Annotated in this window: 20 protein-coding genes and 3 pseudogenes; 8 read left to right on the forward strand and 15 right to left on the reverse strand. The window is 42.4% G+C overall.

Features of this window, described 5'->3' with window-relative positions; translation table 11 throughout:
• Positions 1–697 precede the first annotated feature (697 nt).
• The 7 genes and pseudogenes from ACX5J7_RS06740 to ACX5J7_RS06770 all read right to left on the reverse strand — a co-directional run.
• A complete protein-coding gene (locus tag ACX5J7_RS06740) occupies positions 698–2,362 on the reverse strand; it encodes a DUF2357 domain-containing protein (RefSeq protein WP_498706552.1) in 1,665 nt (554 codons plus the stop codon).
• A 324-nt stretch (positions 2,363–2,686) separates the two neighbouring features.
• Positions 2,687–3,328, reverse strand: a complete 642-nt coding sequence (locus ACX5J7_RS06745; RefSeq protein WP_498706584.1) for a DUF8727 domain-containing protein — start codon at positions 3,326–3,328, stop codon at positions 2,687–2,689.
• Positions 3,295–3,975, reverse strand: coding sequence for a hypothetical protein (locus ACX5J7_RS06750; protein WP_498706554.1), 681 nt, complete (start codon positions 3,973–3,975; stop codon positions 3,295–3,297). Before ACX5J7_RS06750 ends, ACX5J7_RS06745 begins: the two co-directional genes overlap by 34 nt.
• Entirely contained in the window at positions 3,956–4,714 is a 759-nt protein-coding gene (locus ACX5J7_RS06755; RefSeq protein ID WP_498706555.1) for a hypothetical protein, read from the reverse strand. The genes ACX5J7_RS06750 and ACX5J7_RS06755 overlap by 20 nt, the downstream gene beginning before the upstream one ends.
• The gene (locus ACX5J7_RS06760) at positions 4,711–5,751 is read right to left on the reverse strand and encodes a DNA cytosine methyltransferase (RefSeq protein WP_498706557.1); all 1,041 of its coding nucleotides are present in this window, start codon (positions 5,749–5,751) and stop codon (positions 4,711–4,713) included. Before ACX5J7_RS06760 ends, ACX5J7_RS06755 begins: the two co-directional genes overlap by 4 nt.
• On the reverse strand, positions 5,752–6,849 hold the full coding sequence (locus ACX5J7_RS06765; protein ID WP_498706558.1) for a DNA cytosine methyltransferase: 1,098 nt from the start codon (positions 6,847–6,849) through the stop codon (positions 5,752–5,754). It lies immediately after the preceding gene.
• Positions 6,850–7,209: 360 nt separating this feature from the next.
• Positions 7,210–7,407 (reverse strand): annotated as a pseudogene (locus ACX5J7_RS06770) (hypothetical protein); the annotation flags it as partial.
• 98 nt (positions 7,408–7,505) lie between these two features.
• Between ACX5J7_RS06770 and ACX5J7_RS06775 the strand changes: the two are divergent.
• Complete coding sequence (locus ACX5J7_RS06775; RefSeq protein ID WP_012516628.1) at positions 7,506–7,754, forward strand: DUF2960 family protein; 249 nt, start codon at positions 7,506–7,508, stop codon at positions 7,752–7,754.
• A gap of 136 nt (positions 7,755–7,890) precedes the next feature.
• On the opposite strand, the gene ACX5J7_RS06780 is transcribed toward ACX5J7_RS06775, so the two are convergent.
• From ACX5J7_RS06780 to ACX5J7_RS06810, 7 genes and pseudogenes are all read right to left on the reverse strand, one after another.
• A complete protein-coding gene (locus tag ACX5J7_RS06780) occupies positions 7,891–8,520 on the reverse strand; it encodes a hypothetical protein (RefSeq protein ID WP_498706560.1) in 630 nt (209 codons plus the stop codon).
• Positions 8,521–8,664: 144 nt separating this feature from the next.
• Positions 8,665–10,427 (reverse strand): annotated as a pseudogene (locus tag ACX5J7_RS06785) (BCCT family transporter).
• A 203-nt stretch (positions 10,428–10,630) separates the two neighbouring features.
• Positions 10,631–10,948, reverse strand: a complete 318-nt coding sequence (locus ACX5J7_RS06790; RefSeq protein ID WP_498706561.1) for a DUF3240 family protein — start codon at positions 10,946–10,948, stop codon at positions 10,631–10,633.
• Positions 10,941–14,010 (reverse strand): annotated as a pseudogene (locus ACX5J7_RS06795) (efflux RND transporter permease subunit). The gene ACX5J7_RS06790 and the pseudogene ACX5J7_RS06795 overlap by 8 nt, the downstream one beginning before the upstream one ends.
• A complete protein-coding gene (locus ACX5J7_RS06800) occupies positions 14,007–15,026 on the reverse strand; it encodes an efflux RND transporter periplasmic adaptor subunit (RefSeq protein WP_278384342.1) in 1,020 nt (339 codons plus the stop codon). The pseudogene ACX5J7_RS06795 and the gene ACX5J7_RS06800 overlap by 4 nt, the downstream one beginning before the upstream one ends.
• Positions 15,023–15,955 (reverse strand): TolC family protein, encoded by a 933-nt coding sequence (locus ACX5J7_RS06805; RefSeq protein WP_498706564.1) that lies wholly within the window; start codon positions 15,953–15,955, stop codon positions 15,023–15,025. The genes ACX5J7_RS06800 and ACX5J7_RS06805 overlap by 4 nt, the downstream gene beginning before the upstream one ends.
• Positions 15,916–16,212, reverse strand: coding sequence for a hypothetical protein (locus ACX5J7_RS06810; protein WP_498706566.1), 297 nt, complete (start codon positions 16,210–16,212; stop codon positions 15,916–15,918). Before ACX5J7_RS06810 ends, ACX5J7_RS06805 begins: the two co-directional genes overlap by 40 nt.
• A gap of 104 nt (positions 16,213–16,316) precedes the next feature.
• Between ACX5J7_RS06810 and ACX5J7_RS06815 the strand changes: the two genes are divergently transcribed.
• Together ACX5J7_RS06815 and ACX5J7_RS06820 are read left to right on the forward strand one after the other, a co-directional pair.
• Positions 16,317–16,826 carry a helix-turn-helix transcriptional regulator gene (locus tag ACX5J7_RS06815; protein WP_012516621.1) on the forward strand — a complete coding sequence of 170 codons (510 nt, stop codon included), beginning with the start codon at positions 16,317–16,319 and terminating at the stop codon, positions 16,824–16,826.
• Between the two features lie 192 nt (positions 16,827–17,018).
• Positions 17,019–17,846, forward strand: a complete 828-nt coding sequence (locus ACX5J7_RS06820) for a redoxin family protein (protein ID WP_498706571.1) — start codon at positions 17,019–17,021, stop codon at positions 17,844–17,846.
• A gap of 44 nt (positions 17,847–17,890) precedes the next feature.
• Here the strand turns inward: ACX5J7_RS06820 and ACX5J7_RS06825 are convergent, their stop codons facing one another.
• The gene (locus ACX5J7_RS06825) at positions 17,891–18,337 is read right to left on the reverse strand and encodes a hypothetical protein (protein ID WP_232362892.1); all 447 of its coding nucleotides are present in this window, start codon (positions 18,335–18,337) and stop codon (positions 17,891–17,893) included.
• 134 nt (positions 18,338–18,471) lie between these two features.
• On the opposite strand from ACX5J7_RS06825, the gene ACX5J7_RS06830 reads away from it, so the two are divergent.
• The 5 genes from ACX5J7_RS06830 (at position 18,472) to ACX5J7_RS06850 (ending at position 23,318) form a co-directional block, all read left to right on the forward strand.
• Positions 18,472–19,122 (forward strand): peroxiredoxin, encoded by a 651-nt coding sequence (locus ACX5J7_RS06830; RefSeq protein WP_012516618.1) that lies wholly within the window; start codon positions 18,472–18,474, stop codon positions 19,120–19,122.
• Positions 19,123–19,184: 62 nt separating this feature from the next.
• Complete coding sequence (locus tag ACX5J7_RS06835; RefSeq protein WP_024015442.1) at positions 19,185–20,048, forward strand: MBL fold metallo-hydrolase; 864 nt, start codon at positions 19,185–19,187, stop codon at positions 20,046–20,048.
• Positions 20,049–20,056: 8 nt separating this feature from the next.
• A complete protein-coding gene (locus ACX5J7_RS06840; protein ID WP_015065873.1) occupies positions 20,057–20,452 on the forward strand; it encodes a rhodanese-like domain-containing protein in 396 nt (131 codons plus the stop codon).
• Positions 20,453–20,500: 48 nt separating this feature from the next.
• Positions 20,501–21,766, forward strand: a complete 1,266-nt coding sequence (locus tag ACX5J7_RS06845) for an alginate export family protein (protein ID WP_015065872.1) — start codon at positions 20,501–20,503, stop codon at positions 21,764–21,766.
• A 154-nt stretch (positions 21,767–21,920) separates the two neighbouring features.
• Positions 21,921–23,318 (forward strand): cytochrome ubiquinol oxidase subunit I, encoded by a 1,398-nt coding sequence (locus tag ACX5J7_RS06850; RefSeq protein ID WP_012516615.1) that lies wholly within the window; start codon positions 21,921–21,923, stop codon positions 23,316–23,318.
• The last annotated feature ends 2 nt before the right edge of the window (positions 23,319–23,320 follow it).

The following is a 23,320-nucleotide window of genomic DNA, read 5'->3' on the forward strand; positions in this document are numbered from 1 at the left end:
ACGCAAGGCTGCCTAATTTAGCGAGTGGTGCACTTCGGAGTTGAATTCGCGAGCATTTAGAGAAACTACTATAGGATCATAGTTATGAAAGGAATCGTAGTCTATCTGTTAACCGCGTTTTTTATCAACATAGTTCTTATTGCTGCTGCTTTTATAGAGAGTAATAGTACAAGTCATTTCCTTAGGCTTGTCTTTATATTAAACTGTATAGGGTTTGTGCTGAGTGTGACTTGGGTATTTATGAAGTATAAATTGTCGCATGGTGTTGAGAATGAGTAAGGTAGGCTTGTCACTAATGAAAACTAAGTTCAACCACATCTGCAAATCAGCGACTCCCTTTCTGGTTAACCTCATACTGATACTTCTGACATTTTCACCTAAGGAACCTTTAGTCGCTAGTTGGTTACTTCCTTATTTAGGCGTCACATATATCGTTGCTTATATCTTAACTACATTCTACTTTGTTTATAAATGCCCAGATGCTTTTTAATTTTATAAAGAAGGATTGAGTTAATCACTTAAAATCTAAAATTCTACAGGTTTTTAAAGACCATTACCTATGGAATAATAAGAACGTAATAGAACAGATTCACTAACTCAAAATACTATGAAATAGATAACTTTTAATAGCTTTTTCAGTTGCTGAATTTTTAACCATAGAGAATCATTTACGAGGGCTTGGTAATACATAGTTGCTTTATATTAAATATTTTGTTTTTGAATAAATACCTTTGGGTAAAATCTTCGTAGAGTTTCGTTTTTTAATATCAATTGATTGAGTAAAGTATGTCGGTGATTCTTCTCTAATTATTTTAGTAGAGGAATCTTCCCCTATTACTTCTTTCAAAAATTCTACCAACCACTTTTGTTTTTGACCTGGAAGCATGGGAAAAGCACCGATATCAATTTGTTCGATTGATTGGTGATAGGGATTTTTTCCATTTTGTTCTTTAAAATAGCCCGGATACAATGCGTAGGCACCAAAAACTGGGCGTGATAGCGTGTCGGCATCATGTCGGTAAATAATGGCATCTCTATAACGGTGCATTTGGGCTAACGCATCTACTGGCACCATATCTCTGTCATTCGTTCCAGAGTCGATTCGATACTTGGCATCAAATAACCATACATATTCAAGCCCATCGGCAAAAGTCACTTTCATAAATATATCTGGCTTATGTTCTGCCATCCAAGAAACATAAGAATTTTTTTGATTTTTGGCATTTTTATTTTTTTCCCCAATCGAAAATTCGTGCATAAGTTCGACTTTAACTTCTTGGTCTCCGTTGCCTCGGCTAAATAAAAATAAACTCTCATTACCCTCTTTAACGCCATATTCCAAGTTTTGTTTATCCAGTCTATCTATCAGCCTAGGTTTTTTACCCATTAGTTCGAAGTTAAAAGGGGGGCTTTGCAAAATATCTGCTAATTGTAAAAAACACCAAACCTCATACAACTCAGCTATGTTTTTTACTGATACTGAGGCTTCATTACCGAGCACATCCAAGTAATATTTTAATTTATGCCAAGACTGGTAAACCAACGAATAACCTGTTTTTTGTTGCAGTACTAAAGATTCAGACTTTAAGCCTTTGTAATCACTAATCTGTTTAAACAAAGGAAAACGCTTAAACTGTTGGTATGGTTTGCTCAACTCATAAAAGTGGTCATAGAAAGCCCTACTAAAAACGCCATCATTTCCTTTTTTTGTAATAGCTTTATCGAGTACTGAAACCTTCTGTTTAATCTGTTCTAACTTGTGACTGATTGCATTGAGTGCGTACTTAACAAACTGATTTTCTGGTGTATCCAGGCTTAAACGTTTTTGATTCAAAGCATAACGTCGATTAAGCAATTTAGCTTGAATATCGGCGCGTGCTTTTTCTGCTAATTTATTCGGTAATTTACCTTTTAGCCGCTCTGCTTTTAAGTTTACTTTCTCTGGCATCAACCGATTATGGGGCGCATTTAAAATCTGCTTATAGCCTTTTTGCATCTGCTCGTTCAAAGACTTAAACTCAGCTAGCCATAACAATTCAAATGGCTCATGCTGAAACCGAGATCGGTCAAAAGTTTGCTCAGTAGCTGACTTCCAAGAAAAACGAAGTAAAGGATGCGCTTTATCTAAAACCTTATAAATAGCGCTTAAATCCTTTTCCATATCCATTTTGAAAGGCCATACTTCAAACGATAGGCATTGTTCAATCGTGATACCATTTCGGACATAACTGAACGGTAGAGCAAACCAACCCAAATCGTTATTGAAATTCAAATTTAACCGCAACCAAGCTGGCTCTTTATCTGTTTTGACCGAATTTACAGAAAAGTTATCTTGGATTCGTTGAAGATGATGCGTTGGCACACAAGAGGTCACTGAATCTACAAATCGGATTTCGATTTCAAAGACGTATTTTCAAAAAAAATGGGGTTTTGTATTGTTAAACTTTTCGAACCTTCCAAAGGACATAAATTAAGTGCAGATAATTCACTGGAAAAGCTTTTGAGTTCCTCTTTATACGTAAACTTTAACTCGCTTGTTGGCAGCAGTTCGCAAAGCGCGTCGCGTTTTTTTAATACCGCCAATAATGCGTTTTGTCGCTTGCCGATTTTTTTACTATCAGCACGCACTAAGCATTCAAAGTCGGGCGTCGCGAACGATAATATGGTCTCTTTCATACCAATAACCCTATGGCCAAAAGGTGGTAAAGCCTCGGCCTAACTTGGTTTGCATTTGCTTAATTTTTTTTCTACTACGGCATTCAATACTTCCTGCACCCTCGCGCAATAAATCAGGGCGTACTTCTCCATTCCAAATTGGCGATAGCATTTTCGATGAAAGTCCATGAAATGATTTATTTTCACCCAAATCCTCAACGATAGGTGTCTCCGAGTCATCTGTATGATTTTCAGCTTCAGTTGAAACCGCTTGTTCGACCTTTTGCGCGGGGTTCAGAACAGCTTCTAGCTTTTGCAAGATCGTTAGGCCTTGGTTTTCGCCATCCTCTTCATTTACAAAGGCTAACTTATCTTCATCGCCCTCAATACGCGGTAATACCTTCATCATCAGAAAGTCATCCCAAACTGCGCAGAGTTTTTTCACCGAATCAGATTTATCCTCTGAATATGGCTGAAACGAATGAACCATTAACAAGGCTTCATTTAACGCACGATACCCTAATTCAAACATCGTGCCTTTTAATACTTCATTAACCTTTTTTAAAAACTCGCAGGTTTCTCGAAGAGCTATATCGGTATCGAGCGACTCTGATTTAAATTGAGTTTGTGTCGGGTAGGTTAAAGTTCTGGGTAGAATATTTTTTTGCCATATTGATCAAAATCGTTTGGGAAGAACTCGCCAAAATCCAATGTTAATGCTCGATCGATCACTTTGCGGGAGAAGCCGTGAGTGGTTTCATCCATATTAACCGTTCCCGCCACAATCAAGTTGTAAGGTAATGGAATACCGTGTTCTAAAATACACTCAAATAAAACATCGTTTGATTCTAACCCCAAGGAGTTGGCCAACGCTTTTTTTCTTTCAGTATATTCCTTAGATCCTTTATCAGTACCTGAAAACACCTCTGTAAGTACACTAGCCTTAATTAAAGGTGCACAGAAATAATTACCGCTTTCGATTTTGCGTGTTTCTAATACCGATAAATAATCCGCAAAATATTGCTCAACAGGCGCTAGGTTCATTTCGTCCAAGCATAACCAAAAGGGCTTTAAGTCACTCTTAAATTCGAACTTACCTGATTGAAAATGCTCCTTCGCAGGATTAATTTCTTTCCAAGCTTTTATAATAAACTTCAGGACATCCGTTGAGACAAACTGCGGTTTGTTACTCAAACGTGTTACATAGCCTAATAAATCACTCGGCTCATGCCAGTCAGGGCGAACTGAGACCAGTTCATAGTTTTTCGGATTACCATCACAATTTAGTTCATTAGAGCTATTACCAGCTTGCTCCCGCACAAAACGCGACTTGCCAGTACCAGAAATACCGGCTAAAAGTAAAAATTGGCTTTGAAAGAAGGGTCGAGGATGGGTCGTTTTCTATTATAAAATTATAAGGATTTCCATCAGCAGTCCTTTTAATGTAAAAATTTTTATGTAAATCTTCTCGAAGAGACTGGCATAGTTCGCTTTCTCTGCAAGTCAAAATCAATCTACCACCATTTTCTCGTAAATTCGGCTTTTTATTTTTTATTGCTTCCGAACTATCTCTATCGTGGAACGCAAATAGGCTACTACTACTTTCTTTTTTACTTTTTCCAATATTCTTGAAAGCAGCATCAGTTGTTAAACACCAATGGTGCAAATTAAAAAAGTAAAACAGAACTTCACTTTTTCTTTTCTTCGTTATATTTGAATATACGCCCACACATATTATATTTAAGCCTAAAAATTCGTTCATCCTTTTAAGTGTATGGGGTTTTGAAATTTGTAAGCCAATTTCATTTGGGTTTTTTCTACTTCTAAAACTCATTCTTCCCAAGTAAAAGTAATAATCAAAGCTTCCAATAGTTACGTTTATCAACTCCACATCAGCGTCTGAATTATTATTACCTTCCAATTTTTTTGAAATTTTCTTATAAGAGGCACCTTTACAACTTTCTAAAGCATCAAAGAATATTTTTTCATAATTCTGGCCATTTTCTATATCATCTTCATAAATATTTCCTGAGGAGTCAATGTGTTTACAAATGCTCATGAACTAAAATCCTTTTTAATTTTTTCTGCTATTTTTTTAACTAAAAGCGGGGGGACAGCGTTACCAATTTGTCGCCATTGATCTTTAAATTCACCTTCAAAATAGTAATTGTCGTCGAATGTTTGAATTCTTTTTATTTCTTGAATTCTCAAAAATCTATTTTTCCAATGAAATGGTCCCATGTTATTTGAGAAGCTTGCCTGAATAGTCCATGAAGGTCTATTAGGCGATAGTTTCAATAGAAAAGACCAGTATCTAGAACGCCATTTAAACTTAGGTGATGGGTGCCCGCGTTGCTCCGTAAAATACAGATAGTTATCACCAGGAGGTATCTGCTTTAGCAACTCATGGTCTTTCGAGCCAGCCTTCATTTTTTCATCCTCAGGCAGATCGAAATCAATATCACCAAGTACATCACCAGCCGTTACCCAAGGTAACAACATTGAATTGTCTAACTTTTCAGGCTTAACATGGGTTTGCTCAGGGAAAATAAAATCATCATATTCTTCTTTAACTCCAATACAGATAAAACGTTCACGTGTTTGCGGGACCCCAAAATCTGCGGCATTGAGAACTTTAAACGAGACTTTATAACCAAGCCTTTTACTTTCCTCTTTAAGATATTCAAGAGCGCTTTTGTGAGGCTTGTATACGAAGCCATGAACGTTTTCAAAAAAGAAGAATTCCGGCTCTAAAACTTCGACAGCTCGAAAGTAATTACTTACTGTTAGAAATCCATCGGCGTCTTCCAACCCCCTTTGCTTTTCTGTTCTATAAAACCTTGATTTTGAAAATGGCGGACAAGGAGGGCCTCCCACCACCCCGGCTATTTCAGCATGCTCTCTCTTAATACTTTGGAAATCTAATTTCTCAACACTTTCACATACAATTTTTGCATCAGGAAAATTCTGTTCTAACGTTTTACAGGCGACAGGCCAAATATCCGAAGCAAAAACTGTATTGAAGCCAGCAGCATCAAAACCAAGATCAATTCCACCAGCCCCCGAAAATAAACTTACAATTTTCTTACCAACCACTTAAACAAACTCCATCAAGTGACTCATCATTGCTTTACCTAATAAAGGCGGTACTGCATTTCCAATTTGCCGCTGAATTTCTCTTCGTGAACCAGCAAACTTGTAGTTCTCAGGAAATGTCTGAATTGCAGCTATTTCAGGCACGCGAAGCCGTCGATTATTCCAATGAAAAGGTCCGACCCAGGGCCCTGGTTGTGCGGCAATAGTCCATGACGGTAATTCAGGATGCAGCTTCAGGAGAAAACTCCAAAACCTTTTATTAGCTACAAATTTTGGATTGGGATAGCCTTCTTTTGCTGTTAAAGCAATATAATTTTTCCCCGGTGGGACTTCTGTCAGTTCGTGATAATATGTTTTACCTACAGCGACTTCTTCTTTTTCAAAGAGTTCGTCTTTATCAAATTTCCCAATCCAGTCTATGACGCGTTCGTATGCACGTAACTCTTGCTCAAATAAATCAGCTTTATTTCCGTGAGTAGGAGTCGGTGCAGATGTTATTTCTTTCAATGAAGCGAAAATAAAAATCCTTTTTCTTTTTTGAGGCACACCAAAGTCAATCGCATTTGCCTTATAAACAATCGTGCTGTAGCCGAGTTTATCGAGGGATTCGAGAATTTCATCTATTACATGTTTATTTTTAGGGTGTGCTAGGCTTTCAACGTTTTCAAGCAAGAATCCGTTTGGGCGAAGTTCTGAAGCCATCCGTAAATAGTTACCAACCATGTTTCTTGGGTCATCACTGCCTAACCTATTATCGTGAGTTACCCAATAACCTGCTTTTGAGAAAGGCTGACAAGGTGGCCCTCCAATCAGTATGAGTTTTTCAGGATTGTTTTTTTCAAGCACTTGCTTGAAGTTCAAGCCATCAAATTCTGATATGTCACCATGCATATGTTCAGTATGATTAAAATACGGATTTGATTGAAGAGTATTAACAGCATGCTTATTAAAATCTAAGCTTGAGATAACTTTACTACCTGCCAGCTGAGCCCCTATATCTAACCCCCCAGCTCCAGAGAAGAAACTTATGGTGTGAATAGAACTGGCGAACTCAGGATTGTCAGGAACAATATAGTTTTTATCATCATAATCGTGCACGGACTTATCTCACCATTTCATACAAACCGCGTATATTACATTTTAGGGTTGATAATATCCAACATTGAAAAGATTGTTTGTTTTACCTTTCCCTTTAAAAAATACCTTAAAACTTTAGCAACGACTTACAACTATTTGTTTTACTGAGAAGGTTCGGGGGACGATTTGAGAGCAAATCATGAAACTATTTTCAAGCTATAGAACGGTGCACTCCGCGCGAAAGTTAGTATTGTGGTTTGCACCAAAATAAGCACATTTTGGGGAAATCCGATTTTATAAATCAAGAGCCAATTTAAAACATTGATTTTATACAACAAATTAACTTCAAGCGAACCTGTATTCCATTCATTGTACAAAGTATCATCTCAACGTTTCACGTATTCCCTCAACCAACCCATTAAAAACCCCAACCACCCTATCAAAGCTTTCATCATCGTCGAAATAAAGCTGGCTTAATCGGCTTTTCTTTATTTTGTAGATAAAGTAGGCAAAGGCTAACGCTTCTCTAAAACTGCTAAATTCTTCATCGAATACTTTAAACACCTCACACTGCGGTTTTCCACCCGCTTTTTTTAATACGCTAATCATTAGCGCTAATTGAGTTTATAATAGCGGTTAAACAGTTTTTGAATTACATCGATCAACTTGAGTAGAACATGGCCCATAAAGTACGTTATAAGTTTAAAGGTGTGGCAAAAGAGATAAATTTTTCTTACAGCCGCCATCAAAATATGCATGAAGCCGTGGCTGATGCTGAGGGAATAGACCTTTCCCAGTTCCTGCAAACTGAACAGCAACTTGCCGCTATCAGTAAAGACAAAAAAACCGTAAGAAACTTCAGAGATACCGAATTTGTAAAAATGGGGTTTTCTGAATTGTACTTCTTAAAAAACGGTCAAGAATGATGGTTGCGCCCATGCAACACATGCTAGACGTCTAAAATTCTTTGCTTTTGGGGGTTAACGGTCAAATTTTAAAAAATGGTGGGCCCGATAGAGTTCGAATCTCTGACTCCGGCGCGCAAAGCCATCAATAAAATTTTTATTGGTTACCCTCAACTAACCCATGAAATACCTCAATCGCCCTATCAAAGCTTTCATCGTTGTCGAAATAAAGCTGGCTTAATCGGCTTTTCTTTATTTTGTAGGTGGCGCTGGCGAAGGCTAGCGCTTCTCTAAAGCTGCTAAATTCTTCATCGAATACTTTAAACACTTCGCGCTGGGGTTTTGCCACCCGCGTTATGCTGCCGTTTACTTCATAGTCGAAGCCTGAATATTGAAGGCGCGAAAGGGTTTCTTTGCCTAATCGCATGCCGCCTTTAAGGCTTATTTGAAATGCCGCGTCCATCTCTTCAATTTCTTCCATGCTCCAGTGGTTAAAAACCCTAATGGCCTTTTTGTACTTTTCTGCCAATCGCTTTTTTAGCACGGTAATTCTGGGTTCTAACGTGCCGTTGTTTTCATTCTTTAATAGGTCGAAGCATTCGTTGCATGAAGGCACGGAGATAAAATCGGCCTGTAGGTGCCCGCTTTGCCAGTCGTGAATGAATGTTATGGGTGGGATAAAATCTTGCCGGGCCGCTTCGCAGCCGCAGTAAATACAGCGGTTAAAGTCAGCCGAATGTACCGCGTTTAGTGGTTCGTAGAATTTTTGATAATTCTTTACTGACATACTGCTACTTGGCTTAAACGTTAAGGCTAATGGAGCTAATTACGGTACCACAGCCAGTTTTTAGAAAAAGTAAATTGTGCGGGTTCATGAAACAAAAACGCCGCCAGTTGGCAGCGTTTTGCTTAACACATTTGTTATTAAAACCTACAGCCTAGAAGGCCTGCTGTGCGGGTCGCCTTCAATGTGGTCTTTCGGTTCCCGAGGTTTAGGTTTTGCCGCAATAGGCACGTCTTCTTCGGTTTCCTCTTCAATTTCCCAACTGCCCTCTTCGCTCCATGGGTCGTCGTCGGGGAATTCGCCTATGTTGATTTCTTTTATTGAATAATCGGGCTGATAACGCATGTCGTAGTTGGCCGCCCGTACTATGGCAATACACAGCATTAAAGCAACGGCGAGTAGCGGTACGCCCCCTATTATCGATGCGGTTTGTAGCGTTTCTAACCCGCCTACAAACATAAGTACTATGGGCATGAAGGATAGCGCAAAGGCCCAGAATAAACGGTTCCAGCGCAGTGGCTCTTCATCCACTTCTTTTTGCACTACGGCTGCCAGAATGTAAGAAATAGAATCGAACGTCGTAGCGGTGAATATAAGTGCCAACAGTGTAAACACAGCAATAACTAAGTAGTCTAGCGGCAGCGTATGCAGCATGGCAAAAATAGCCGCTGTTGGGCTTTGCTGGTTAAGTATGCTTACTACGTCAAGCTCGCCCGATAGCTGTAAATACAGGCCGTAGTTCCCCATTACCATGAAGAACAAGAAGCAGCCCATAGTACCGAAGAACATAGAGCCCGCCACCATAGTGCGAATGGTACGCCCACGCGAAATACGGGCGATAAATAGCCCTACGCTTGGCGCAAATACCAGCCACCATGCCCAGTAGAATATGGTCCAGTCTTGTGGGAAGTGGGTGTCTTCAAAGCCGTTGAATTCGGCGAAGGGTTCTAGCCATGTGGCCATTTTTATGATGTTACTCATTACCCGGCCAAGGGCGTCTAACCCGGTATTTGCCATAAACAGGGTTGGGCCTACTATGAAGATAAACAGCAATAACCCCCACGGCCAGCCAGAAGTTTATGTCTGATAACAGCTTAATGCCTTTCTTTAGGCCTACATACGCGCTGTAACCGAATATAGCGGTACAGGTTATAAGCACAATAACTTGGGTTGTTAGGGATTTAGGCACCCCGAATAGTTCATGTACCCCTTCGTTGATCATAGGTGCCGCCAGGCCCAGCGTGGTGGCCCCGCCACCTAACATACCGAAGATAAAGCTAATATCGATGATTTTACCCAACCAGCCGTGGGCCATTTTCTCGCCGATTACCGGCATAAGCGCTTCGGATATTTTTAATACGCTGTGGTTGCGCACGTAGTAAAAGTAGGCAATAGGCACGGCGGGAATAAGATAAATCGCCCACGCTAACGGCCCCCAGTGGAATATACCGTAGGCCGCGGCCCATTTAGCGGCCTCGGGGGTTTCGCCTTCTATGTGAAACGGTGGTGCTTGGTAGTAGTACACCCACTCAATCATCGACCAATATAAAAATAGAAGCACCAATACCGGCACAAAACAGCATGGCAGCCCAGGATACAGGCGAAAACTCAGGCTTTTCTTCAGGTTCGCCCAGTTTTATTTGGCCGATGTCGCTAAACATGATGTACACCATGAAGCCACCTGCGCCCACACCAAGCAGTAGGTATAAAACGCCTAGCTTACTGGTAACGAATTCTTTGGCGATGGCTACCCATTGTGCCCCTTGGTCTGGCCAAATGATAAGGGGAAGAGTGACAGACAGAAGAAGAATAAGAGAGCCAAAAAAGGTAGGCTTGTCGATTACGCTAAATGCGCTTTCCTGTTCAGTGCTAGCCTTTGATGAGGCTGCATCTCGGGTATTACTACTCATACACGATCCTTTGTTTTACTTTTTCTAGACGCCATAATGCATTAAAGCTTTAAACGGGTAATCTTTTAAAACAGTTTATCAGAATAGTGTTGTATGTGTGGCGATGGTTACTTTTATGCGCATGCAGTTTAGGCGCGCTTAGTCGCTGCAATGTTATACGCAAGCCGCATTAGCGGCGTATCTTTTTTAGTACACGTTTCGGCTTACAGCGTTTTTTGAACTATGTGGCCCTCATCAAATACTGGCGTTATGGTATAGCGTATGGCATTTCGGTCATTAAGTGCCTTTAACGCTTGCAACATCCCTTGCGCGTATTCACTGTTATGTATTACCTCTACTTTCAGCATGTGCCGGCCTCCCGCGACTTGTTCGGCCTTGTTAAGATGGACGCTCTCGCGGCTAAAGCCAAAACAGGTGGATACAGTAAAACCGCTCACACCATCAAACTGAATAAGGCAATCTACCACATCAGCTTCCATCTCTTTGTCGATAAACAACGTTAGTAGCTGGGATTTATCCATTTTGACGGCGCTCCAAATAATGATAGCCAATAGGTAAAAGATATAATGTGATAAGCGTTGATGAAATTAACCCGCCAATGACGACTATCGCTAGCGGCTTTTGAATTTCTGCACCAGGCCCAGATGCAAACGCCAAAGGTAATAAGCCAAACATTGCTGTGGTTGCGGTCATTAAAATAGGGCGTAAACGTGACACCGCTCCGTTTGCTACGCGCTCAGATAGCGATAACGACTGCCTTTTCAATGATTCGTAATGCGACACCATTACCACGCCGTTAAGCACTGCCACACCTAGTAGCGCTATAAAGCCCACTGAAGCTGGAACTGAAATGTATTCGCCGGTAATAAACAGTGCGTAAACGCCGCCCATTACTGCAAAAGGCACGTTAGCCATAACCAGTGCAGCCAGTTTTAGCGAACCAAAAATAGTAAACAGTATCAGTACAATAACTGCGATAACCAAGGGTATTACCGTAAGCAGGTTATTCGTCGCGCGTATTTGGTTTTCAAATTCGCCGCCGTACTCTATGGCATAGCCCGATGGTAAAGACACACTAGAACCAACAGCCTTTTGCGTTGATTCAACAAACCCCACCAAATCTCGGCCTTCAACGTTTGTGGTTACCACAGCAAAGCGCATGGCCTTCTCTCGTTCAATTACAGCAGGGCCCTGTGTGCGGGTAATATTCGCGATATCAGAGAGCACTAGCTCTTGGCCCGAGGGCATAAGTACCATCATGCTGTTAAGTACATCTGGTGAAAGAATAGCTGCCTGCCCCTGCTCTAACTCACCAAAGTAGATTGGTGTACGCACTCTTCCCTTTATTACTTCTCCCACCTGAATGCCGGTAACCTGCATTTTCAGGTAGCGAGAAAGGGCCGCGTTAGTCATTCCAAATTCCATGGCTACGCCCGGTTTGGGAATAATGCTAAGAAAGTCACCGCCTTCAATTAGCGTGGCGTTTGTGTCTACTGCGCCCTCTTGCTTTCGCACAACGTTAGCCACGTTATTCGCAATATCCGACAGTGCTTGCATATCAGCGCCAAAAATTTTGATGGCGACCATTCCTGTTGTGCCGGTTAGCATTTCAGACACACGCATTTGTATAGGCTGCGTAAACCCAACGTTTATACCCGGGTATGCCTGAAGCGATTCTCGTATGGACGCTTCCAGCGCTTGCTTATTGCTGAAGCGCCAGGTATCTGAAGGTGCAAGCTGCATAAAAACGTCGGTTTCATTTAAGCTCATGGGATCTAGCCCCAATTCGTCTGAGCCAGTTCGCGCCACAACTTGCTCTATCTCTGGAAACGACGCTAACAGCATGCGCTCTATTTGTTTGTCTATTTCAAGTGATGATGAGAGTGATATGGTTGTCGACTTTTCAAATTGCACAATAATATCGCCTTCATCCATAACCGGCATGAAGGTTTTGCCCGTTATCGAGAACAGAAGACCGCTTAAAACCAGTAAACTAAGTGCCATTACGCCTGTCAATTTAGCGTGATTGAGGACGAACGTTAAAGAGCGTCGATAGGCTAACTGAAGAGATTGCAAATATTCCGGCACACCTCCGTCTTTGGACGAAAGTAAAAACGAAGCAACCACCGGAATAAGGCTAAATGCAGTGACCAGTGAGGCAATCATGGCGTAAACAATGGTGGTAGCTACCGGTGAAAACAGTTTACCTTCCAGCCCGGTTAACGTTAGAAGGGGCATGAAAACCACGATAACAATAACGGTGCCTGCAATTACTGGTACCGCCACCTCGCGGGTAGCACGATATACCAAATGAAGGCGAGGTAACGGTTTATTCGCGCCAAGCTGCGATAGGGTATTTTCAACCACAACCACCGACGCATCTACCAGCATACCAATTGCAATGACCAACCCGCCAAGGCTCATCAAGTTTGCTGTAATGCCCGTCATACTCATAGCAAGAAACGTAAGCAGCACAACAATAGGAATAACCAGCGCAACCACGAAAGACGCACGCACATTACCAAGAAACACAGCCAATACAACAATAACGATAAGTACAGCTTGTGTGAGCGCATTGGTAAGGGTGCCAACAGCGGTATCGATCAACGTTTTACGGTTGTAAAAAACGTTAAGCTCGGTCCCCTCTGGCAGCGTAGCTTTCAGCGCCTTTAGCTTTTCCATCACCCCTTCAACAACACTGGCTGTGTTACTGTCTTTTAGCGCTACGATTAACGCTTGAGTAGTCTCTTCTCCGTTTCGGGTCACCCCGCCATAGCGCGTAAGGCTGCCAAGGGAGAGTGTACCGAGATCAGACAGTCTTACCGGCTGCCCGCCTACGTTGCCTACTACTAACTCCGCGAGCTCTTCCAAGGCTTGTGGCGCGGCTTTGCGTTCTGATCACAAGTGAGTCGGCGCCTGCTCGCACTCGCCCAACGCTTCCATTCATATTAGCTTCGGCCAGAGCTGTTTCGAGTTGATTTAAACTAAACCCATAGGCAACTAAGCGCGATAAATCGGGCGCAAACTGAAATGTTCGAGTAAACCCGCCTAATACGTTCACATCGGCAACGCCGGCTACGGTACGAAGCACAGGGCGTATTTGCCAATCGAGAATATGCTTGCGTTCTTGCAGTGAAAGACTTGGGTTTTCAATGGTGAACATAAACATTTCAGACAAAGGGGTACTCATAGGCGCGAGCCCGCCTTCGGCAATGGCTGGCAGCAAATCGGCCACGCTCGCTAAGCGTGCGCTTACTTGCTGCCTGGCCCAATATATATCTGTGCCTTGTTCAAAATCTAGCGTTATGGATGTAATGGCGTATTTCGTGGTTGAACGCAAAATGGTCTGATGTTGAATACCTAACAACTCGGTTTCTATGGGCTGGGTTATTTGCGCTTCTACTTCTTCTGCGGTCATGCCATTTGCTTTCATGATGACCTTAACTTGTGTTGGCGAAATATCAGGAAATGCATCGACAGGCAGATTCAACCAGGCGTTAATTCCAAAAGCAGTCAGCCCAATGAAAGCGCCAAGTACAAACAACCTCTGTACAAGCGAAAATTGTATAATCCGGGCTATCACTCCATCTCTCCCAGTCCAATAAGCACACCTTGCACTGCACTTACCGATGAGGAAAGCACAGGCTGGTTATTAAGCTGTGGCGTTGCTTTGATTAAGAGAGCGTCTGATCCACTTTGCCCAACTACCTCCACGGGTACAACGTTAAGCACGTTACCAGAACGCACGAATACCGACGATTGGCCGTTCAGGTAAAACACGCTTTGTGCGGGAATTTTCAAAGCTTTAAGCTGAAAGTGACCGCTGACTTGGGCCCGCTGGCCTAATTTCAGGTTGCAGCTTTCAGGCAGTGGCTCAGACCACACTGAAGTAAGATACTCGTTAACTATTGCGTCTGTACGCGCAACTTGAACCTGGCAGCTCGCGGTTTCTATTGCTGATATTAGGCTTGCCTCATCAGCGCTTACCATAGTCTTAATTCTGAGTGAACTATTGCTGATTATGCTGCCTAGTCGCGTTGCTTCCGCGTCTTTCTCACCGTTTGCATATAAAAAAAAGCCTGCCTCTGGGGCAACCAAATATCCGATATCGTCATCTTCGTCTGACTCAAACATTTCAGCAAAATGGTCTAAGTGCCCCCAGGCAAGTTTTGCGTCGTAATAAGCTTGTGCGATAGAAAACCAGGTAGACTGTGATATGGCGTTCGCTTCAAATAAGGGCTTGTTCGCATTAAACCGTTTTTGGCTGATATGAAGCAACGCAGTTTTTGCTTTTAAATTTTCAGTAAAATGATGTACTTCACTGCCTTTTAGCATAGCTAACTTCTGCCCTTTGCTTACGGCTGAGCCATCGGCTACAAGATATTGCACCTGCTGCGGCGTCATTGGCGCCATAAGGTGTAATTGGGAGCCCGGAAAAGGCGCTACAATACCCGTCGATACCGCCTTTTGCACGCTTTGTGACGGCGCTGCGTTGACGTAGGTTAAATTTAACTTTCCAAGGCTGTCGATTGGGACTTCGGTCTGAGCAATAGCTGACAGCAGAAACAAACTTGTGAAAACAAAGGTGAATAATTTCAAAGCGTAACTCCTGCGATTTGATTAACTTTTGATATTGCTTCAGCGCGACGTAGACGATTGAGAGACAGCGTTAGCTTAAGCTCCTGCTGGGCGATAAGTTGCTCTAGCCAAAATGTTTTGGGCAACACGCTACCCTGCTGTTGGTACAGGTCGGCGATCTCTACACCCAATTCAACCTGCTCCTCTAAATTGTTTGTAGCTTCAGTAAGATAGTTAACCTGTTGCAATGCGTCGTTGAGCTGCGTTTGTAGGCGTGTGTACGTTTCTGCCAATGCTTCGGTAAGTTCGTCGCGTGTTGCTTTCCATGAGGCATAATTGTTTGCAGAGTTGCCCTCGCCCATTGGCAGCGGAATATTAATACTGACACCAAGCAGATTCTCATTGCCCGCTGGTCCCCTAAGCTGCCTTGCTATAACGCCTAGCACCCAAGGAGAAAGTGATTGATCAGACTGCGCCAAGTTCATATCAATCTGAGATTGACTCAGGGTAAGTAGCCTTAATTCAGGGTGTGTTTGCAGTTTGTTCTCAAGATCACCAGCTAGGGCTTCGGTCACTTGCTCTGGTAATACATCAGTACCCGTGACTTGTTTGTATTGTTTCTGCGCCTTCTCTAACGCCATTTGCGCTTTTTTCAACGCCAATTGCTGTGAAAGTTTTTCCTGCTGCCACCTCAATGAGGCGATACGGTCGAGCTCGCCAGTTTTTGCTAAGCTTGCTATTACACCGTCTAACGACGCAATCCACTCTTGCTTGCTTAAAAGCCCATCTACTTCGGCTTTTGCAAAGAGACGCTGCCACAGTGCCTCTCTTATTAAACCGCTTGTCATTAGCCTGAACCGCGTTTCCTGAAGGTTATCCAGCGCGTTGGTAATAGACAACTGCTGAGCGTCTAGCTCTCTGCCCGCAGGTGACCGAAAGGGAAAAAACACCCTACCTCATATTCATCTGTACCGCCTTGTGTATTGCTTGGCAGTGCAATAAGCTGCAAAGAGGCTGGCCCTTGTAACCAACGATTGATACTTTTAACGTTATCCTGCAATTTTTCGGGGTTAACGTTATAGATTTGCTTTAAGCGCTGTGTAGTATTGTTGGTGATAGCACTTAACGTTTCAGCCGCCACGCTGCTGATTGAAAATAAGCTCGACACGAGAAAACTTAAAAGGATGAACAGATAACGGGTATTCATAAGCAGACGCCAGAGAAACTAATACCTCTAGTATTCTCCTTTATATGTCTCATCGTCATTAGACATATGTCCCATAAAGCCCTAACTTACTGTTTTTAAAGAAAATGAAAGATAAAGTAATTACTAGCCTTTTATTGCTCATCATGTTTTTAAACTTCAGAGATGTCATGGTCGATTTGTCACTGAATGTGCCTACTTCACACATTATCGAAGAATCGATGATTGTGTTACTTGCGGGTTTGATGGCTGTCTATCTTATCTTTGATATGCGTAAACGCACCCGAAAAACAAAGCTGTTACTCGCCGAGCTCAATACCGCCACTGCACGATTGAGCTCTATGAATAACAAGCTGCGAAATGTGAAAGCGCAATACTTGCACGAGGTCGAAAATCAGTTCAATGATTGGAGCTTAACCCCGAGCGAAAAAGAGGTAGCCTTATTCATGTTAAAAGGCTTAAGCACGCAAGAAATTGCAGCGGCAAGAAATACAAAAGAGAAAACCGTTAGACAACAAGCATCGGCAGTTTACGCAAAGTCTCAACTTGAAGGGCGCTATGCACTAGCCGCTTGGTTTTTTGAAGATATTCTTCAACAAGAAGATAAAGCGGCATAGCTCTTTGAATAAAGACAAACCCAATTGTTGAATGAGTCGATAGTTCGGGCGTAGAAGCAGACTTCTAGGTTTGAGCGAGGCTGAGCCAGTCCGTTATTTAAGTTTATTATTACAACCGGTCTCAATTTTCAATGTCTATATCAGTGTAGGCCTATTTCCGACGTTATTATCAATAAGTTGTTTTTTATGTTTATGAGTATTTCAATAGGCCCAATTGCCCTAACAGTTGACTCTCTTCTAACTATAGTAAGTGTTATTTCACTATGGTTGCTAACTGCTTTTTTCACTCGCAAGGCATCATACAAATCGTTTGCTACTGATACCTTATTTTATAGTTTATTTACAGGGTTGTTCGCCGCTAGAGTCGCGTTTGTTATTGCCATGTGGGAGGTGTACCAGCACGACTGGCTATCATCAATTGATATACGAGACGGTGGTTTTAACCAATCAATAGGTTGGTTTGCAGGGGTGTGCATCATGTTATTTAGAAGCAAAAAGTACAGCCAACTGTTTTCTATATACATAAAATCGGCAGCTATTACGGCTGTTGCAGTTTTCCCTTTTTTTGTTTTTAACTCAATGCTAAGCAATCAAAGAACGATTGAAACTATCAACGTTTACAATGCTGACGGTACACCCATCGAGTTAGTTTTAAACAATAACAAGCCTACCGTTATAAACTTTTGGGCGTCGTGGTGCCCGCCTTGTAGGCGAGAAATGCCAATGTTGGAATACGCGCAAAAAAACGATGTAAACATAGAGTATATTTTTGTAAATCAGGGAGAAGCGCCGAGTAAAGTACGACAATTTTTGGGCAAACAAAAAATTGATTTGAAAAATACATATTTTGATTTTACTGGCAGCACAGCAAAAGAGTTAGGCGCTTTCGGGCTTCCCACCACCTTATTTTTTAATGCCGGCGGTAAATTGGTTGACAGCCATATGGGCGAATTGTCCGAGGCAAGCCTTCAATATTACTTAGACCCCTTACGAAAAAAAGCTATCAACAGCAGTGATTAAGCGGAAGCCTGGCAACTATAAGCCAAGGCTTCCATTTCGCTATACTAGTACGTTAAGTTCTTAAAATTGCTATTTAGTAAGCGCTCTGCAACCTCAACGGGTTTAGCAACGGTAATTCCTTCTATTAGTGCATTGTCAGAACCCGGTTTATTAGGAAGATAAAGCGGGCAAAGCTCTACTTTTGCGCCTAACTGGATTAACTTTTTAAGCATCATTGACGGTGAGGCGTCCATTGGCTTCATCGGCTTCGTTACAGTACTGCGTAGCGCCAAATTACCCGCAGGACCACATAATGTAATATGTGCCTCTTTCCCATGTGTCTTTATCGTTTGAAGCGATAGCACCATCGCCATCATCTGAGCCTGTTCATTTTCTGATGTAATGACTACCGCTAGACCGTCAACCAAGTTGGTCTCTTTTGCCTCAACGAGGCCTGAAACGCTAGCTAAGAGCGCTCCAACAACAAGTGCTTTTAAAAATTTTGTCATCATTTCATTCCTAATTAATTTCATTAAACGATTAATCCGATGAAGCTATTCAAAAAAATATATTAGAAAAACCTCATAACTCACTATACATTAAATGTGTAAATTAAATACACCTTTAAACAAAAGAGAGCTTAATCATGACGACAGAAATTCAAAACAACGTAACTTTCCCGCAACTTAACCGCCCTGCACCTGACTTTTGTGCTAAGACAACGCACGGTCAAAAGTCACTTTCTGATTACAAAGGCAAGTGGTTGGTACTTTTCTCTCACCCTGCTGATTTCACGCCAGTATGTACTACTGAATTCATCGGTTTTGCTAATGCGGCTGACAAGTTTGCTTCACTTAATACTGAGCTACTTGGCCTTTCTATCGACAGCACGCATTCGCACATTGCTTGGGTTCGCAACATTAAAGAGAAGTTTGGCGTAACTATTCCTTTCCCAATCATTGCTGATTTGTCGATGGAAGTAGCGAAGGCTTACGGTATGGTTCAACCTGGCGCAAGCGACACGTCTGCTGTTCGTGCAACTTTCATTATCGACCCAGAAGGTATTCTTCGCGCTATGGTTTATTACCCAATGAGCAATGGCCGAGCAATTAATGAATTCGTAAGATTGGTTGAAGCACTACAAACCAGCGATGCAAACAGCTGTGCAACCCCTGAAAACTGGAAGGTTGGTGATGAAGTTATTGTTCCACCTCCTCACACTATCGAAGACGCCGAAGGTCGTGAGTCTGCGGGCTACAACTATGTCGACTGGTACTTCTGTAAAAAAGCGCTGTAAGTGAAACGCTTTTATTGGTGGCATGAAAGCATGCCACCTAATTCTAAATTTAGGAGATCACCATGAATATTGAAATTACTTCTTTCTTAGACGATGACAGCGAAACCTTTACCTATGTAGTTGAAGATAAAGTTTCTTCAAAAGCGGTAATCATCGACCCGGTATTAGATTTTGACTACAGCGCGGGCCGCGTACATACCGCCAGTGCACAGAAAATTGCAGACTTTGTAGATGAACGAGGGCTTTCAGTAGAATGGGTTTTGGAAACCCATGCCCATGCTGATCACTTATCAGCCGCACCATTTTTCAAGCGCAAATATAACGCCAAAATTGGTATCGGCGCGCGCATTACTGAAGTACAAAAAATATTTAAAGCGCTGTTTAATTTAGAGAAAGAGTTTTTACCTAACGGTGCTCAATTCGATAGATTGTTTGAAGAGGGTGAGGTTCTTGAAGTGGGTTACATGCGCTTTGAGGTTATGCATGTACCGGGGCACACACCTGCAGACATTGCCTATTTACTTAATAACGAGTCGGTATTTGTGGGTGACACTATGTTTATGCCGGACGTAGGTACCGCACGATGTGATTTCCCCGGTGGTAGCGCAACTACCCTGTACGACTCCATACATCGTATTTTGGCATTACCTGAAGAAACCAATATCTACGTTTGCCATGATTACCCAACTCAACATCGCACACATGAAAGCAAGGTGACAGTTGGCGAGCAGCGGGAATACAACATTCACGTTAAAGACGGTATTTCAAAGGATGAATTTGTAAAAATGCGTGAAGCGCGGGATGCGACGTTAAGTATGCCCAGACTTATTTTGCCTTCTATTCAAGTTAACGTGAGAGCCGGTGAGTTACCACCACCAGAAAGCAATAACGTTAGCTACATCAAAGTGCCTATTAATCAACTGTGAGGTGAACGATGAAAACGCCAAAGGTATTTATTAGCGAAGTGAAAGCTGCGGTTGAGGAAGTTACAGTAGACGATTTAATGGTGGCGCTGACCCAACCAGACGTTATTTTGATTGATGTTAGGGAAAGTGAGGAATACCAACACGGCCACATTAACGGCTCGGTGAATTTCCCTAGAGGCATGCTTGAAGCAAAAATATGTAGCCACCCACTTCTTGCCCATCATTGCGAGGAACAGGACGCAATTAACGACTTGGCGCAACGCAGTGTTTACTTAATTTGTAAGACCGGCGGCCGGTCCGCGTTAGCCGCTAAATCGTTAACTGATATGGGCCATAAGTATGTGTTTTCTGTGGCAGGGGGCATGGATGAATGGCAACGTAAACAGCTGCCATTAAGTCATTAATGTGCACGGTACAGTTGAGATACCTGATGAGACAGCAGTTCAAGCAAAATGTCTTTAGTTAAGCTTTCTACCCTGTCATTGGGTTTAGTTCTCATATTCTTACCTAACACTGTAATAGCAAATAAAACACCCGAACATAGCGTTAGAATAACGACTAATGTTCGGGTTAGATACGAATACGTAAATAATCAATTGCCTGCATCTAACGCAGCTGACGATGCAGTCGTAACAAGAATATCCACACATGCTGCTTACCAATATGGTCCACTTCAGTTTGAGGCTGAACTCATGGACAGCCGGATTTTTAAAGAGGGTCAGTTTACACCAGTGGGAACAGACGATTCTAATGCGTTAGAGCCTGTCCAACTCGCTGCGTCTTGGCGAGGTGTAGTAGACGACGAAAATTTAGAAACGATTGCGTTAAAAGCAGGCCGGTTCACGATGGACGTCGGAAGCAGGCGCCTCATAGCCAGAAATAGATTCAGGAATACGCTCAATACCTTCGACGGCGTAAAAATTGATGCCTTTCTATCAAACCTATCAATTACAGCGTTTTATACCTTACCTGTTACCCGAAAGCCTACTTTAGATATTCATCAAAGCATTAATGATAGGGAACTTGACTCATCAAGTTCAGACGTGCGTTTCTATGGAATTCATGCAAGCCTAAAAACATCTGTTGGTGACGTCGAATTTTATGGGCTTCAAGATCAAGACTCACTAAAAAGAACACAAAGACAAACCTTCGGTAATCTGGCCAACATAAAACTTTCACAACAATTAGGTATAAATTACGAAGTAGCTTTACAGCGCGGAGATTATCGATCACAACCCATTAGCGCTAACTTTTTCCACATAGCGCTATCTTCAAGGTTTAATCGAGCTAACGTGAGTGTGTTTTATGATTTTGCATCGGGTGATGACACGTCAACAGACTCGTTTGAAGGTTTCAGCACACTGTTTGGTGCAAGAAGGTTCGAGTATGGGCCAACAGGTATTTTTGGCTTATTTGCGCGCAGCAATATGGCATCGATGGGCGTTTCGTCTGACATTCAATTAAATGAACGCAATCACCTTTTTATGCAGGTACGTGCGTTCGATATACATCGAAGTAGCGTTTCAAGTCGTTTGAACGGCGAATTGCTCGGTAATGGTGACTTTCTAGGTACGCTGTCTGAGCTACGTTTTCGAAGCCAAATAGCTGAAAGCGTGCAATTTGAGTCAGGAATAGCGCTTGCCAATCTAAACAGAAAAGTGGTCACTGGCGAACGACTCACTAGTTACGCCTATCTGCAGGCTAGCTATGCTTTTTGAGAGCCCCAACAAAACATTAAATATAGTTAACACATAAACTAATATGTATATTTAAAATATACATTTAAGAAGTTAGAGCGTAAAATACCGCTATCAGTCCTAAATAGGGTGAATTAAAAACCCTGTTGCGTTTATCTCTAAAGAGGCCAGCATTATGGAATTAGATCCTCTCGTACTGTCGAGAATACAGTTCGCATTTGTGGTGTGTTTTCACGCCATATTCCCAGTGTTTACGATTGGTCTGGCAAGTACTATTGCTGGATTTGAAACACTTTACTTCAAAACTGAAAACCCAATTTGGCAACGTTTGTCAAAATTTTGGATACAGGTTTTCGCCGTTGTTTTCGGCATAGGCGTGGTTTCCGGTATTGTTATGTCGTTCCAGTTTGGCACAAACTGGAGTAACTTCTCGTATGCCACGGCTAACTTTTTAGGGCCTGTGCTAAGTTACGAAGTCATTACTGCTTTCTTCCTAGAAGCGGCGTTTCTTGGCGTTCTGCTTTTTGGTCGAGAAAAAGTACCGCAAGGGGTACACCTTTTTGCCGCTATCATGGTGGCAACAGGAACGTTTATCTCTTCATTTTGGATATTGTCAGCCAACTCACTGCTGCAAACCCCAGACGGCTTGGAGCTTATCGACGGCATTTACCACGTAAAATCTTGGGCTGATGCACTATTCACAGCATCTTTCGGATATCGCTTTACGCACATGGCCTTAGCTTCATTCCTTACTGCCGCGCTCGTTGTAGCAGGCGTTAGTGCATGGTTCATTTTGCAAAAACGTGAACTAGAAGCGAATAAAAAAGCGCTGTCTGTAGCGTTATGGTTCTTATTGTTCCTTGCTCCACTTCAAACGGTTATTGGAGACTTCCACGGTTTAAACACCATGAAACACCAGCCTACAAAAGTTGCGGCGATGGAAGGTAACTGGGAGACAAGTACAGGTGTTCCTCTACTGCTTTTTGCTATTCCAGACAAAGAAGCACAAACCAATCATTTTGAATTGAAAATTCCTAAGTTAGCCAGCTTCATACTCACTCACGACTGGGATGGTGAAGTGCCGGGGTTAAAGGCGGTACCTAAAGAGGAACAACCTCCTGTGTTTGTCGTATTTTGGTCGTTCAGAGTCATGGTTGGACTTGGATTGCTGATGGTATTGTTCGGCGTATGGGGGCTTGTCTACAGGAAAGGCGGCAAAATTTATACATCGCCCGTTTTCTTACAAGGCCTTAGATTGATGAGCATAAGCCCGTTCTTTGCGGTACTGGCAGGCTGGATTGTCACTGAGGCAGGAAGAGCACCTTGGCTTATATACGGCCAAATGACTCATGCAGAAGGGTTAACGCCTTCGCTGACCGGTGGCATGGCACTGTTCTCGTTAATTGGATATGTAGTGGTATATGCTTTGGTATTCAGCGCTGGTATTTACTACTTGCTTAAGGTGTTCAAAGGCGGCCTAGAAAAAGCAAACGCCTCTCATGAAATGGATGAAGTAGAACGTCCAGCTCGCCCATTTTCTGCTGGCCACGTGGCTATTGATGGAGACTTATAAAA

The sequence above is a fragment of the Alteromonas infernus genome, from assembly GCF_902705815.1.

Bases quoted from the DNA above. Each gene is read 5' to 3' on its own strand.
- ACX5J7_RS06830 (WP_012516618.1), top strand. From the start codon at position 18,472: ATGACGACAGAAATTCAAAACAACGTAACTTTCCCGCAACTTAACCGC.
- ACX5J7_RS06790 (WP_498706561.1), bottom strand. From the start codon at position 10,948: ATGGATAAATCCCAGCTACTAACGTTGTTTATCGACAAAGAGATGGAA.
- ACX5J7_RS06820 (WP_498706571.1), top strand. From the start codon at position 17,019: ATGAGTATTTCAATAGGCCCAATTGCCCTAACAGTTGACTCTCTTCTA.
- ACX5J7_RS06840 (WP_015065873.1), top strand. From the start codon at position 20,057: ATGAAAACGCCAAAGGTATTTATTAGCGAAGTGAAAGCTGCGGTTGAG.
- ACX5J7_RS06845 (WP_015065872.1), top strand. From the start codon at position 20,501: ATGTCTTTAGTTAAGCTTTCTACCCTGTCATTGGGTTTAGTTCTCATA.
- ACX5J7_RS06810 (WP_498706566.1), bottom strand. From the start codon at position 16,212: ATGAATACCCGTTATCTGTTCATCCTTTTAAGTTTTCTCGTGTCGAGC.
- ACX5J7_RS06850 (WP_012516615.1), top strand. From the start codon at position 21,921: ATGGAATTAGATCCTCTCGTACTGTCGAGAATACAGTTCGCATTTGTG.
- ACX5J7_RS06755 (WP_498706555.1), bottom strand. From the start codon at position 4,714: ATGAGCATTTGTAAACACATTGACTCCTCAGGAAATATTTATGAAGAT.
- ACX5J7_RS06780 (WP_498706560.1), bottom strand. From the start codon at position 8,520: ATGTCAGTAAAGAATTATCAAAAATTCTACGAACCACTAAACGCGGTA.
- ACX5J7_RS06835 (WP_024015442.1), top strand. From the start codon at position 19,185: ATGAATATTGAAATTACTTCTTTCTTAGACGATGACAGCGAAACCTTT.
- ACX5J7_RS06775 (WP_012516628.1), top strand. From the start codon at position 7,506: ATGGCCCATAAAGTACGTTATAAGTTTAAAGGTGTGGCAAAAGAGATA.
- ACX5J7_RS06815 (WP_012516621.1), top strand. From the start codon at position 16,317: ATGAAAGATAAAGTAATTACTAGCCTTTTATTGCTCATCATGTTTTTA.
- ACX5J7_RS06825 (WP_232362892.1), bottom strand. From the start codon at position 18,337: ATGATGACAAAATTTTTAAAAGCACTTGTTGTTGGAGCGCTCTTAGCT.